The sequence below is a fragment of the Antarctobacter sp. genome, from assembly GCF_034670325.1.
Lineage (GTDB): Bacteria > Pseudomonadota > Alphaproteobacteria > Rhodobacterales > Rhodobacteraceae > Antarctobacter.
In genome coordinates, this window is record NZ_JAXMNR010000003.1 from 442,080 (window position 1) to 454,524 (window position 12,445).

The 12,445-nt window shown below is 62.8% G+C and carries 14 protein-coding genes; 11 read left to right on the forward strand and 3 right to left on the reverse strand.

What is annotated here, in order from left to right:
- Positions 1-221: 221 nt before the first annotated feature.
- The 4 genes from leuS to VOI21_RS10140 are packed head-to-tail and all read left to right on the forward strand — an operon-like array spanning position 222 to position 4,880.
- Positions 222-2,777 carry a leucine--tRNA ligase gene (leuS, locus tag VOI21_RS10125; protein ID WP_323769735.1) on the forward strand — a complete coding sequence of 852 codons (2,556 nt, stop codon included), beginning with the start codon at positions 222-224 and terminating at the stop codon, positions 2,775-2,777.
- Positions 2,764-3,252, forward strand: coding sequence for an LPS assembly lipoprotein LptE (gene lptE, locus VOI21_RS10130; protein ID WP_323769736.1), 489 nt, complete (start codon positions 2,764-2,766; stop codon positions 3,250-3,252). The genes leuS and lptE overlap by 14 nt, the downstream gene beginning before the upstream one ends.
- Positions 3,249-4,274: a DNA polymerase III subunit delta gene (holA, locus tag VOI21_RS10135; protein WP_323769737.1), complete on the forward strand. Its 1,026-nt coding sequence runs from the start codon at positions 3,249-3,251 to the stop codon at positions 4,272-4,274. The genes lptE and holA overlap by 4 nt, the downstream gene beginning before the upstream one ends.
- Before the next feature lie 18 nt (positions 4,275-4,292).
- A complete protein-coding gene (locus tag VOI21_RS10140) occupies positions 4,293-4,880 on the forward strand; it encodes a glutathione S-transferase family protein (protein ID WP_323769738.1) in 588 nt (195 codons plus the stop codon).
- A 51-nt stretch (positions 4,881-4,931) separates the two neighbouring features.
- Here VOI21_RS10140 and VOI21_RS10145 read toward each other — a convergent pair whose 3' ends face one another.
- From VOI21_RS10145 to VOI21_RS10155, 3 genes are all read right to left on the reverse strand, one after another.
- Positions 4,932-5,735, reverse strand: coding sequence for a sulfotransferase domain-containing protein (locus VOI21_RS10145; RefSeq protein ID WP_323769739.1), 804 nt, complete (start codon positions 5,733-5,735; stop codon positions 4,932-4,934).
- A gap of 364 nt (positions 5,736-6,099) precedes the next feature.
- A complete protein-coding gene (locus VOI21_RS10150; protein ID WP_323769740.1) occupies positions 6,100-6,414 on the reverse strand; it encodes a DUF1244 domain-containing protein in 315 nt (104 codons plus the stop codon).
- Positions 6,415-6,428: 14 nt separating this feature from the next.
- Positions 6,429-7,169 carry an N-formylglutamate amidohydrolase gene (locus VOI21_RS10155; RefSeq protein ID WP_323769741.1) on the reverse strand — a complete coding sequence of 247 codons (741 nt, stop codon included), beginning with the start codon at positions 7,167-7,169 and terminating at the stop codon, positions 6,429-6,431.
- A gap of 161 nt (positions 7,170-7,330) precedes the next feature.
- Here VOI21_RS10155 and pyk point away from each other — a divergent pair, with 161 nt between their 5' ends.
- From pyk to VOI21_RS10190, 7 genes are all read left to right on the forward strand, one after another.
- Positions 7,331-8,776, forward strand: coding sequence for a pyruvate kinase (gene pyk / locus VOI21_RS10160; protein WP_323769742.1), 1,446 nt, complete (start codon positions 7,331-7,333; stop codon positions 8,774-8,776).
- 24 nt (positions 8,777-8,800) lie between these two features.
- The gene (locus VOI21_RS10165) at positions 8,801-9,025 is read left to right on the forward strand and encodes a hypothetical protein (protein WP_323769743.1); all 225 of its coding nucleotides are present in this window, start codon (positions 8,801-8,803) and stop codon (positions 9,023-9,025) included.
- Between the two features lie 156 nt (positions 9,026-9,181).
- Positions 9,182-9,382 (forward strand): 50S ribosomal protein L35, encoded by a 201-nt coding sequence (rpmI, locus tag VOI21_RS10170; RefSeq protein ID WP_089279946.1) that lies wholly within the window; start codon positions 9,182-9,184, stop codon positions 9,380-9,382.
- Positions 9,383-9,396: 14 nt separating this feature from the next.
- The gene (rplT, locus tag VOI21_RS10175) at positions 9,397-9,762 is read left to right on the forward strand and encodes a 50S ribosomal protein L20 (protein ID WP_089279945.1); all 366 of its coding nucleotides are present in this window, start codon (positions 9,397-9,399) and stop codon (positions 9,760-9,762) included.
- A gap of 240 nt (positions 9,763-10,002) precedes the next feature.
- Complete coding sequence (locus VOI21_RS10180; protein ID WP_323769744.1) at positions 10,003-10,728, forward strand: gamma-glutamylcyclotransferase; 726 nt, start codon at positions 10,003-10,005, stop codon at positions 10,726-10,728.
- Positions 10,729-10,809: 81 nt separating this feature from the next.
- Positions 10,810-11,883 (forward strand): phenylalanine--tRNA ligase subunit alpha, encoded by a 1,074-nt coding sequence (pheS, locus tag VOI21_RS10185; protein ID WP_323769745.1) that lies wholly within the window; start codon positions 10,810-10,812, stop codon positions 11,881-11,883.
- 164 nt (positions 11,884-12,047) lie between these two features.
- Complete coding sequence (locus tag VOI21_RS10190; protein WP_323769746.1) at positions 12,048-12,437, forward strand: hypothetical protein; 390 nt, start codon at positions 12,048-12,050, stop codon at positions 12,435-12,437.
- Positions 12,438-12,445: the final 8 nt, after the last annotated feature.

A 12,445-nucleotide genomic window follows, 5' to 3' on the forward strand; every position in this document is an offset into this window, starting at 1 on the left:
GCAAAAGGGAATCGGTTGCGGGCTTTGGTAGGGGGTAGGGGGGGCGCTGCCCCCGGCTCCCTCCGGTCGCCTCCCCCGGAGCATTTGGACCAAGAAGAAGCCCGGGGCGATGCGCGGGGCGCTGGCTGTGGGGGTGGGGGGGCGAATCCGCCGAGCCTCTGGACGATTGCGCCCGCGCGCCCTATCACCCGCCCGAAGAATTGCCCGCCGGAGGACATCCTATGTCGCGTTACGACCCCGCTGAGATTGAGCCGAAATGGCAAACCGCCTGGGATGAGGCCGAGACGTTCAAGGCCAGCCGCACCGGCGACAAGCCGAAATACTACGTGCTGGAAATGTTCCCCTATCCGTCCGGGCGCATCCATATCGGCCATGTGCGCAACTACACGATGGGCGACGTGATCGCGCGGTACAAGCTGTCGACCGGGCACAACGTGCTGCACCCGATGGGCTTTGACGCCTTCGGGATGCCTGCGGAAAACGCCGCGATGAAATCGGGTGGCCACCCCAAGACCTGGACCTACGACAACATCGACACGATGGTTGGCCAGATGAAACCGCTGGGCTTTGGTCTGGATTGGTCGCGCATGTTCGCCACCTGCGACCCGGAATACTACGGCCAGCAGCAGGCGCTGTTCCTCGACTTTCTCAAGGAAGGTTTTGTCTACCGCAAGAACGCGGTGGTGAACTGGGACCCGGTCGACATGACCGTGCTGGCCAACGAGCAGGTGATCGACGGCAAGGGCTGGCGGTCCGGGGCCGAGGTGGAACGGCGCGAGCTGACGCAGTGGTTCTTCAAGATTTCCGACATGGCGGGCGAACTTTTGGACGCCATCGACGGGCTTGATGATTGGCCTGCAAAGGTCAAGCTGATGCAGGCCAACTGGATTGGTCGATCGCGCGGACTGGAGTTCGCGTGGGATCTGAGCGCTCCGGTGCATGGCATTGAAAAGATTGAGGTCTACACCACCCGTCCCGACACGCTGAAAGGCGCGTCCTTCCTTGGGGTGTCGCCGGACCATCCGCTGGTCAAAATGTTGGAAAAAGACAATCCTGAGCTGGCGGCGGCAGTGGCCGAAATGCGCAAAGGTGGCACTACAGAAGAGGCGTTGGAGAAGGCCGAGAAGCTTGGCTTTGACACCGGGTTGACGGTCAGGCACCCGTTGGACCCCTCGTGGGAAATCCCGGTCTGGGTCGCAAACTTTATCCTGATGGACTACGGCACCGGCGCGATCTTTGCCTGCCCGGCGCATGACCAGCGCGACCTCGATTTCTGCCGCAAGTACAACCTTCCGGTGATCGACACCTTTGTGGCGGTCGACGATCCCAAGCCGGTCGGGACCACCGCCTTTGTCCCGCCCAAGACCGAGAAGGTGACATGGATCGACCATTTCGCCGGACTTGATCAGGCGACCGGCCAAGAGGCCGTCGACGCCACCATCGACTGGATGGAGGCCAAGGGGCTGGGCCGCGGCGTCGAGAAGTTCCGCCTGCGCGACTGGGGCCTCAGCCGTCAGCGCTATTGGGGGTGCCCGATCCCGGTGGTCCATTGCGACACCTGCGGCGTGGTGCCGGAGAAAAAGGAAAACCTGCCCATCGCCTTGCCCGACGATGTCACATTCGACATTCCCGGCAACCCGCTGGACCGTCACCCCACGTGGCGCGACTGTGCCTGCCCGACCTGCGGCGCGCCCGCCAAGCGCGAAACCGACACGATGGACACCTTTGTGGATTCGTCGTGGTACTTTGCCCGCTTCACCGCGCCCCATGCCGAGACACCGACCAATCTGGACGACGCCGCCTATTGGATGAACGTCGACCAGTACATCGGCGGCATCGAACACGCGATCCTGCACTTGCTCTACTCGCGCTTCTTCGCCCGCGCGATGATCAAGACCGGCCACCTGCCGGAAACCGCGAAGGAACCGTTCAACGCGCTGTTCACGCAGGGCATGGTCACCCATGCGATTTATCAGACCAAGGGCGCGGATGGCCGCCCGGTCTATCACTACCCCGAGGACGTGACGCTGGACGGCACCCGCGCCACGCTCAAGGACGGGAAAGAGGTGCAGGTCATCCCCTCCGCCAAGATGTCCAAGTCCAAGAACAACGTCGTTGACCCGCAGGCCATCATCGCCACCTTCGGGGCCGATACCGCGCGCTGGTTTGTGCTGTCGGACTCGCCCCCCGAACGGGACGTGGAATGGACCGCGTCCGGGGCCGAGGCCGCGCACAAACACCTGTCGCGCGTCTACCGGATCGCGGCGGAAATCGCCGCCTCTGACGCCCCCGAAACCAAAGAGGATGCCGCCCTCCTGAAGGAGACGCACAAAGCCGTCCACGACGTCACCATGGGCGTCGAATCCTTTGGCTTCAACGCGGCCATCGCGCGGCTCTACGCCTTTACCAACGCGCTGTCGAAATCCCGCGCGGGCAAGGACACCAAAACCTTTGCCGCGAAAACCCTTGCGCAGCTCATGGCCCCGATGACCCCGCACCTGTCCGAGGAAATCTGGCACCTGCTGGGCGGCGAGGGGCTGATCGCCAACGCGCCCTGGCCCAAGGCGGATGAGTCGATGCTGGTCGAGGACATCGTCACCCTGCCCATTCAGGTCAACGGCAAGCGGCGCGGTGAAATCGACGTGCCCCGCGACATGCCCAAGGAAGAGGTTGAAAAGCTGGCGCTGGCGCACGAAGCTGTGGTGCGGGTCCTCGACGGGGCCCAGCCGAAAAAGCTGATCGTGGTGCCGGGGCGGATCGTGAATGTCGTGGTGTAACCGAAGAACACTTCTGCTCAGCCCGCTGGCGCTTGCCGCCTGCGGGTTTACGCCGGTTTACGGACCGCAGGGCGGCGGCACCGCCCTGCAAAACGCCGTTCTCTTGCCCAAACCGAACAACGAGGCGGCCTATTACTTCAATCGCCGCTATGAAGAGCGGATGGGGCGTGCGGGGCCGGGTGCGCCCTACAGCCTCAACCTGACCTTGCAGACCGACGATCAGGGCATCGGCTCGACCTCGGGGGGCAATACCACGCGCTACCGCCTGATCGGGCGCGCGTTTTTCGGTCTTGTCGATACCGGCACCGGGCAAACCCGGTTCGAAGGGCGGACAAACGCCTTTACCGGCTATTCCACCACCGGCTCTACCGTGGCCACCCGCGCGGCGGAAACCGATGCGATGGAACGGCTGATGACCCTGCTGGCCGATCAGGTCATCGACGATCTTCTGCTGTCGGGCGTCACCCCCTCATGAAGCTATCGCCGCGCGACGCAAACGGGTTTTTCCGCAAACCGGACCCGGCGATTGCCGGGCTGCTGATCTACGGCGAAGACGTGATGCGTGTCGCGATGAAGCGGCAAGAGACCATCAGCGCCATAACCGGACCTTCGGGCGAAGAAGAAATGCGCCTGACCCGGATGAACGGCGGCGATCTGCGCCGCGACCCGGCGCAATTGCTGGACGCGGTCAAGGCACAGGGCTTTTTCCCCGGCGCCCGCGCGGTGCTGGTCGAAGAGGCCGCCGACGGCGTGACCGAGGCGATGAAGGCGGCGCTGTCGGAATGGCGCGCAGGCGATGCGCAGATCATCGCAACTGCCGGGGCGCTGGCGGCGCGCTCCTCCCTGCGCAAGCTGTTCGAGGGCGCGAAAAACGCCTATGCGGCGGCGCTGTACAATGACCCGATGGGCCGGGCCGAGATCGAATCGGAACTGTCCCGCGCTGGTCTGAAAGCGGTCGACCAACAGGCGATGGGCGCGCTGGAACACCTCGCGCGCGATCTGACGCCGGGGGATTTCCGCCAGACGCTGGAAAAGATCGCGCTCTATAAATATCAGGACCCCACGCCGCTGACGCCCGATGAGGTGGTGTTGAACGCCCCCGCCTCGGTCGAGGCGCAGATGGATGAGATTTTTCATGTGTTGGCAGAGGGTCGCACCGGTGACATCGCCCCCGTCATGCGGCGGCTGAGCGCGCAGGGCGTCGCGCCGGTGACGCTGCTGATCATGGGCACACGGCATTTCCGGACGCTGTTTGCCATCGCTTCCGCCCACGGCGGACCGGCGCAGGGCATCGGCAAGCTGCGCCCGCCGATCTTTGGCCCGCGCCGCGACCGGATGCTGCGACAGGCGCAGAACTGGTCGGCGGCGCGGCTTGAAGGCGCGCTGACACTGCTGATGGATACGGATCTGACGTTGCGCTCTGCTGGTCAGAAAGCGCCGCAAATGGCGCTGGTGGAACGCGCCTTTGTGCGGCTGGCCTTTCTGGCGCGCCGCTGAGTTTTGGAAGGATAGGCAATGAGTTATACGGTTTACGGCGCGGTCCGCAGCCGCGCGTTTCGCGTCTTGTGGCTGCTAGAGGAACTGGGCGTGCCCTACACCCATGTTCCCGCCGGTCCGCAATCAGACGAGGTGCGCAAGATCAGCCCGCTGGGCAAGATCCCGGTGCTGGTCGAGGGTGACACTGTTCTGCGCGATTCCACCGCGATCCTGACCTATCTTGCGGACAAGCACGGGGCCTTCACCTTACCGGCGGGCACGCAGGACCGCGCGCGGCAGGACGCATGGACCTTTCGGATTCTGGATGAGGTCGAAAGCCTGCTCTGGACCGCCTCCAAACACAGCTTTGTTCTGCCAGAGGAAGAGCGCGTGCCAGCGATCAAGGACCCGTGCCGCGCCGAATACGCCCGCAACCTGACGCGCATCATGGAAGAGGCTCAGGGGCCATTCCTGATGGGCGACACGCCTTTGGTGCCCGACATCCTCCTGTGCCACTGCGGCGGCTGGGCGCAATCAGCAAAGTTCCCGGCAGGGCCGGACAGTTTCGGCGCGTATCTCGCGACCCTGCGCGCCCGCCCCGCATTCCAAAGAGCGGCGGCGCTGTAGGCGGCTTTCGCTGCGGTTGCGCCAAATTCGACGATCGGCGCAACCAGCAAACTACAGCGAAGTGCCCGATCGAACGCTTCCCTGTTCAAGCCACTCTCGTTCATCTTCGCCAAGCAAGTCAGCCATACGGGCATCGTAGGCGGCCAAGTCGGCATCAGAGAGCAGGCCAACCCACTTCTTCGACGTCGCACTGTCAAAGAAGTCTGAATCATTGCGCCAAAACCCTTCGCGCGCTGACACGGCAAACCGTTCCGCGTTGCGCTTCATGTTTTGGAACCGTGCCGCGTAAACAAGTGCATCCATGACAGGGGCGGGATGCGAAATGCCGATATGGTCCGCAATCCTCGCGACGGCCGCCCCTAAATCGCAGGTCATATCTGCATAGTGAAGGCACAGGATATTCTCCCGATCTGCCAAGACCCGCGCACTGCGGTAGTGGTCGACAATGGACAAAAGGCTTGCACCATCCCGGTGGTCGCCCTCCAGAAATATTCGAAACCCCTCATGAATATCAGGGGGATAGATGTCCTGTAGAACGTCCTGTGTCATGTTTTCGACGTGTCGCCTGAACGACAGATGCACATCTATGGGATGCCGAAAGACGGTGATGTAACGCAGGTCAGGCCATATCGGGATGCCATCGAGCGGTGTGTGGGTTTTTGTCTGCCGACGACCGGCCTGAGCATTGAGCGATGCGATGATTTCGTCCTGTTCGGGCGAGGTCACATCTATCCAAGGCGCCTCTCGGGAAATCGCGGCATCCACTTTAGGGTTGCCAGATATCAGCAGCGCAAGAATGCCCTGTGTCCAAGTGGTTCCTGACTTCGGAGGCGTTGAAACGACAATATCGCCCACGCGGGGTTCAAAATCGTTCCATCGGTCAGGGTCTGCAATCTTGCCACCATAATGGCGACTGGCGGTTCCGGGGGACGCAACATGTCGGTTACTATTTGGTCTGATCTCGATTGACCAAAGACCTTTTCGCCTCTCTGGCAATGGCTCTTGGGACGCCGCGCAGCCCCAGTCAAACGGGGCTGAAAGCGGTCAAATGCTGCTCGCGATTGGAACGGTGGTGCCCCGCTCTTTTGTCGCGATGCACGACTGGTCCGGGCCCCCGAGTCACACTACACACCAAAGCCCAATGATGAACAAAACCTAAAAACGCCTCTGTAAGCCATTGATCTTACACAGGGCACAGGCTGTCCACACGTGGACAGCCCTATTCTTTGTCGGTCACATTCTCTTTGAATGCCGTCTCAAATGCCGCTTGCTTGTCCGCCCCGGCCTCGGTCTGATACTTGGCCTTCCACTCGGAAAAAGGCATCCCATAATAGATCTCGCGGGCCTCATCCTTGCCCATCTCGATGCCCTTTTCGTTCGCCGCCTCCATATACCAGCGGCTGAGACAATTGCGGCAGAATCCGCCCAGATTCATCAGGTCGATATTCTGAACGTCGGGGCGTTCTTCCATCAAATGCTTGCGCAGCCGACGAAAGGCCGCGGCCTCGATTTCGATGCGTGTCTGCTCATCCATTCCGTCTCTCCTTATCAGTCTTTCGCGGCGGCCAGAGCCTGTTCCAGCAGCGGGGCCAGCCGCGCCGCCCAATGCCTCTGGCCGACCTCTTCCTCGATCAGATCGTTGCGGACCTCGATCAACGTATTCTGCCGCCCATCCCGCAGGGCGTGCCGGTCAATCGCGTCGCCGGGCAGGTGGCCGGGGTAGGGCTCATTGCGCCCCACCACCAGATCGGCCTGCGCCTCCAGCAAGTCAATCAGCGGGTCCGACAGCCGCGCGTCCCAAGCGGCGTGCAGCACCCCCACATGCCAAGGCCGCGCCGGTCGGCCATGCAGCTGCGGCGTGAACGAATGGATCGCGACAATCGCCACATCCTCGCGCCGCGCGACCATCTTGGCCAGCGCCGCGTCGTATGGACGATAATACGCGTCCAGACGGCGCGCCTTTTCGGCGGCATCCGCGTGCCGATTGCCCGGAATGACAGAGCCGTCATACAGTTTCATCAACAGCGTCGGATCGTCTTCACCCCGGTTCGGGTCGATCACAAGGCGCGAAAAGTTGGACAGCACCACCGGCGCGTCCAGCAGCTCTCCCAGTTCGATGGACACCCCGGCGGCCCCCACATCATAAGCTATGTGGCGCGCCATGTCCGACACCGGCAAACCCAGAGAGCCGCCCAGATCGGGCGGAACGGTGTTCGCGGCGTGGTCACAGGTGATCAGGATACGGCTGGGACGGCTTTCGCCTATGATCTTACAGGGAGAATATGTCATGGTCTCGTCATTGCTGGCCCGCTACACATATGTCAGTTGCGCGGCGAAGGGAAATACGAGATAACAACAGCGGTGTTAGCGTTAACGCCGCAACTGCACGCGCGATCGGCCCAGCGGGGCCGCGCGTCGCCGCCACAGCCCACAGGGCAGGGGAGACTGAGATGAAACGTGAACGCAACGTCAAGATCGTGGCCACGCTAGGGCCCGCCTCCAACACCTATGAGATGATCCGGGCGTTGCATGAGGCCGGGGCGGATGTCTTTCGCCTCAATATGAGCCACGGCACCCACGAAGAGATCGAAGAACGCCACAAGATGATCCGGCAGGTCGAAAAGGATCTCGACAGCCCGATCGGCATTCTGGCCGACCTTCAGGGGCCGAAACTGCGCGTCGGGGAATTTGCGAATGGGTCCGAGGAACTGGAGTGGGGGCAGCAATTCCGCCTCGATCTGGACCCGACCCCGGGCGATCAAAACCGTGTGCAACTGCCTCACCCCGAGATTTTTGCCGCTCTGAATGGCGGCGCGCGCCTGCTGGTCAACGACGGCAAGATTCGCTTGCGGGTCACGGACTGCGGCAAGGATCATGCCAATTGCACGGTCGAGGCGGGCGGCACGATTTCCAACCGCAAGGGCGTGAACGTGCCCGACGTTGTGCTGCCGCTGGCCGCGCTGTCCGAAAAGGACCGCCGCGATCTGGAATTCGCCTGCGCGCTTGGCATCGACTGGCTGGCGCTGTCCTTTGTGCAGCGCGTCGAGGACGTCGAAGAGGCACGCCGGTTGGTCTGGGGCCGTGCGGCGATCATCTCGAAGATCGAAAAGCCCTCGGCGGTTGAGTGTTTCGATGAGATTCTGGCCGTGTCCGACGGCATCATGGTCGCGCGGGGCGATCTGGGTGTGGAGCTGCCGGTGCAGGCCGTGCCGCCAATCCAGAAACGTCTTGTGCGCAAATGCCGCGCGGCGGCCAAGCCGGTGATCGTGGCCACGCAGATGCTGGAATCGATGATCGAATCGCCGATGCCGACGCGGGCAGAGGTGTCGGACGTCTCCGGCGCGATCTACGAGGGCACGGATGCGATCATGCTGTCGGCAGAGTCGGCAGCGGGTCAGTACCCGATCGAAGCGGTCCAGACGATGAACAACGTGGCCGTCTCGGTCGAGAGCGATCCGACCTACCGCGACGTGATCGAGGCGTCACGCTCTGCCGAGCGCAAGTCGGTGGCGGACGGGATCGTGGCTGCGGCACGCGAAATCGCCGAGACGACAGACGTCAAGGTGATCTGCTGTTTCACCTCGTCGGGCACCACGGCGGCGCTGGTGGCGCGGGAACGTCCCCGCGTGCCGATCATCGCCATGACCCCGATGCGGGGTGCTGCGCGTCGGCTGTCGCTGACCTGGGGCACGCAATGCGTGATGACTGGAGAACTGGAGCGGTTCAAGCAGGCGGTGGTCAACGCCGCCCGCGCCGCCCGCGCCGAAGGGTATGCGGATGAGAACGATCAGATCGTGCTCACTGCGGGCGTGCCCTTCAACCAGCCTGGCAGCACGAACATCCTGCGCGTCGCCCCCTGCAACGAGCGTTTGATTTACTCGACCGATCCCGAATAAGTTCGGCGTCGGAAGGGGCGCTGGATGCAACCGGATGTGATGCTTGTGGCAGGGATGGGGCTGGTGGTTCTGTCCCTGCCGGCGATCCTGTCGGCCTGGGCCGACAGGCGCGCGCCACGGATAGGCACGCTCTTGCTGCTGGGCGGGGGTGGTCTGATCCTCTGGTCCGTGCGGGGAAAGGAAGGCGGCTATGCCTGGTCCGACCTTCCGGATGTCTTTTACGGTGTGATCGGGCAAATCCTGAACTGATCCGGTTTCGACCCATTAAGGAGGCGGAGCCACATATCCCGCCTCACAGTGTGCTAAACTCTTGCAATCGGGAGGGTGCCCTTTTATACGGCGCGCTCCAACCGCGCGTCCGGCCACAAGAGGCATGCCGAGTCGCGCTAAAGAACGGAGATCGAAATGCCCAAGATGAAGACGAAATCGAGCGCCAAAAAGCGCTTTAAGGTGACAGCCACCGGCAAGGTGCTGACGGCGCAGGCCGGTAAGCGCCACGGCATGATCAAGCGCACCAAGAAATTCATCCGCGACGCCCGCGGCACCACAACCATGAGCAAGCCTGACGCCAAGATCGTCAAGCAGTTCATGCCCTACGACCGCTGATAGGAGACTGAGAGATGCCCCGTACAAAAGGCGGAACCGTCACCCACGCGCGTCACAAGAAGGTCATTGACCAGGCGAAAGGCTATTACGGCCGCCGCAAGAACACCTTCAAGGTGGCAGCGCAGGCCGTTGACAAGGCCAACCAGTACAAGACCCGCGACCGCAAGAACCGCAAGCGCAACTTCCGCGCCCTGTGGATTCAGCGGATCAACGCCGCCGTGCGCGCCCATGACGAATCGCTGACATACTCGCGCTTCATCAACGGCCTGACGCTGGCCGGGATCGAAGTGGACCGCAAGGTTCTGGCCGATCTGGCCGTGCACGAGCCCGCAGCCTTTGCCGCGATCGTGGATCAGGCGAAAGGTGCGCTGCCGGCATAAGCCGCAGACACCTGACAGACAGTTCGAAAGGCCCGGGCGACAGCGCCCGGGCCTTTTGTTTGGTACACAGGTCTTCCGTAGCGACGCCGGGACACACCTGTTCGACCGGTCGACTGGGCAATTTCGTAACAGCGCTGAAGGCAGTCATTTGGTGCAGCCACCTTTTCCGCCGGGCCGGGGCTTTCCAACAAGGCTGCCGCGCGGCAAGGTGACTGTGGTCCAGTCGAAAAGGCGTGACGCGTGTCCCAGATCGATCCTTTCCATCACCACCCGAACCTGCGCCCGCTGATCACTCCGCGCGCAGAGTCGTTCTTTGCGGATTTCCACGCCGAAAAAGTACGTGCCATGCTGCGGGAGCGGGGGCTGGATGAGGACTGGATCAGCCCCGATGCCGAGCGTGAGGCAGACCGCGCCCGCGTCATGGCGGGGCGTATGGACCGCGATCTGTGGGTCTTTGGCTACGGCTCTTTGATGTGGGATCCGGCGGTGCGGTTTGCCGAGGTGCGCCGCGCCTGGGTACCCGGTGTCGCCCGGCGGTTCATCCTGTGCGACACCAAGGGCGCACGCGGGACAGAGGACATGCCGGGCCTTATGGCGGCACTGGACAAGGGGGACGGCTGTCACGGGCTGGTCTTTCGGCTGGCAACCGAGGATCTGGAGGCAGAGACCTACAGCCTTTGGGCGCGCGAACGTATCGGTCAGGCCTATCATGCCGAATTTCTGCGCGCCGAGACCGCCTTTGGTGAGGTCGAGGCGCTGGCGTTCATGGCCAATCATGAGGCCGACAATATCCGGCCGGATCTGACCCACGAACAGCAGGTGACGATGTTGGCCAAGGGCACCGGCTTTCTGGGCAGCAGTCTGGCCTATGTCGAAAACCTTGCCGAACATCTGGACACGCTGCGGATCGAGGATGCCGAGGTGATGCGCCTGCTGACAGAGGCGCGGGCACGCGCCGGCGCCTGACACCGCCCGCGCGGCATTCAAACGGTTGCAAAGCGGGCGGGGCAGGGCTAACCCCACGCGGGCAAGCCTGAGGGACGTGACATGGACGATCTGCGCGAAAAATACATCACCCTGATTGCCGAAGCGGGCGACGAGAGCGCGCTGGAGGACCTGCGCGTCACCGCCGTGGGCAAGAAGGGCGAGATCAGCCTGAAGATGCGCGAACTGGGCAAGATGAGCCCGGAAGAGCGGCAAGTGGCCGGCCCCGCGCTGAACAAGCTCAAGGATGAGATCAACTCGGCGCTGGCGGCGAAGAAGGCCGCGCTGGCCGATGTGGCGCTGGAAGAGCGGCTGCGCACCGAATGGCTGGATGTGACCCTGCCGGTGCGGGCGCAGCGCCGTGGCACGATCCACCCGGTCAGTCAGGTCATGGATGAAGTCTCTGCCATCTTTGCCGACATGGGTTTTGCCGTGGCCGAGGGGCCGCAGATCGACAGCGACTGGTATAACTTTGACGCGCTGAACATCCCGTCGCACCACCCCGCGCGGGCCGAGATGGACACGTTCTACATGCACCGCGCCGAGGGCGACAATCGCCCGCCGCATGTGCTGCGCACCCATACCTCGCCGGTGCAGATCCGGCATATGGAAAAACACGGCGCGCCCTGCCGGATCATCGCGCCGGGCCGCGTGTACCGCGCCGACTATGACCAGACCCACACCCCGATGTTCCATCAGGTCGAGGGGCTGGCCATCGACAAACATATCTCGATGGCGAACCTGAAATGGGTGCTGGAAGAGTTCTTTTCCGCTTTCTTTGAGATCGACGGCATCAAGACCCGCTTCCGCGCGTCGCACTTTCCCTTCACCGAGCCGTCGGCTGAGGTGGATATTCAGTGCTCGTGGGACAACGGCCAGTTGAAGATCGGCGAAGGCGACGGTTGGCTAGAGGTTCTGGGGTCCGGCATGGTCCACCCCAAGGTGCTGTCGGCGGCGGGGGTGGACCCGAATGAATGGCAGGGCTTTGCATTCGGGATGGGGATCGACCGGATCGCGATGTTGAAATACGGCATCCCGGACCTGCGGGCGTTCTTTGATTCCGACCTGCGCTGGCTGCGGCATTACGGGTTTGCGAGCCTTGATGTGCCGACGCTGCATGGTGGTTTGAGTAGGTAGGCAACCGTAGACACGGCGAGGGTCGCATTTCGGGTGGTCGTCCGCCTTTGTCGAATTGAGGCATTCCCGGTCGCGCTGGGCCTGCAAAGGTCTTGAAATCCTTGCTGTCCAGTGCGCGCCGTTCATGCCACTCTCCGCCCAACATTAACCCACGGAGACCTGCCATGTTCCGCGCCCTGACCCTTGCCGCCCTGCTTGCCACCCCCGCCCTTGCCGATGAGGTCTGGGACAGCGACATTGGGGCCTTTGTCTATGAGGCGGAAACCGATGGCGCGGCGGTGTTCTCCTTTCGCAACTTCGACGGCTATCAGGCCACGCTGGTGATCCCCGGCCTTGCGGGGAACTTTGACAATCGCGGCGTGCATGAGGCGTTCTGGATCGGCAAGGGGCCGGGCTATTGCCTTGGCTCCATGTCCTACAACGCGCAGTCCGGCAACCAGTGGGGGCGCGCGCTGTTGCAGTTCGACAAACCCAACTACCCGACCTCCTTCACGCTGCTGATGGGCGATTGTTTTGACCCGCTCAGCTATTCGGTTCGCGCCATCATTCGTTGATCCGAAAG

Bases quoted from the DNA above. Each gene is read 5' to 3' on its own strand.
- holA (WP_323769737.1), top strand. From the start codon at position 3,249: ATGAAGCTATCGCCGCGCGACGCAAACGGGTTTTTCCGCAAACCGGAC.
- rpmI (WP_089279946.1), top strand. From the start codon at position 9,182: ATGCCCAAGATGAAGACGAAATCGAGCGCCAAAAAGCGCTTTAAGGTG.
- lptE (WP_323769736.1), top strand. From the start codon at position 2,764: ATGTCGTGGTGTAACCGAAGAACACTTCTGCTCAGCCCGCTGGCGCTT.
- pyk (WP_323769742.1), top strand. From the start codon at position 7,331: ATGAAACGTGAACGCAACGTCAAGATCGTGGCCACGCTAGGGCCCGCC.
- rplT (WP_089279945.1), top strand. From the start codon at position 9,397: ATGCCCCGTACAAAAGGCGGAACCGTCACCCACGCGCGTCACAAGAAG.
- VOI21_RS10150 (WP_323769740.1), bottom strand. From the start codon at position 6,414: ATGGATGAGCAGACACGCATCGAAATCGAGGCCGCGGCCTTTCGTCGG.
- pheS (WP_323769745.1), top strand. From the start codon at position 10,810: ATGGACGATCTGCGCGAAAAATACATCACCCTGATTGCCGAAGCGGGC.
- VOI21_RS10165 (WP_323769743.1), top strand. From the start codon at position 8,801: ATGCAACCGGATGTGATGCTTGTGGCAGGGATGGGGCTGGTGGTTCTG.
- VOI21_RS10190 (WP_323769746.1), top strand. From the start codon at position 12,048: ATGTTCCGCGCCCTGACCCTTGCCGCCCTGCTTGCCACCCCCGCCCTT.
- VOI21_RS10140 (WP_323769738.1), top strand. From the start codon at position 4,293: ATGAGTTATACGGTTTACGGCGCGGTCCGCAGCCGCGCGTTTCGCGTC.
- VOI21_RS10155 (WP_323769741.1), bottom strand. From the start codon at position 7,169: ATGACATATTCTCCCTGTAAGATCATAGGCGAAAGCCGTCCCAGCCGT.
- leuS (WP_323769735.1), top strand. From the start codon at position 222: ATGTCGCGTTACGACCCCGCTGAGATTGAGCCGAAATGGCAAACCGCC.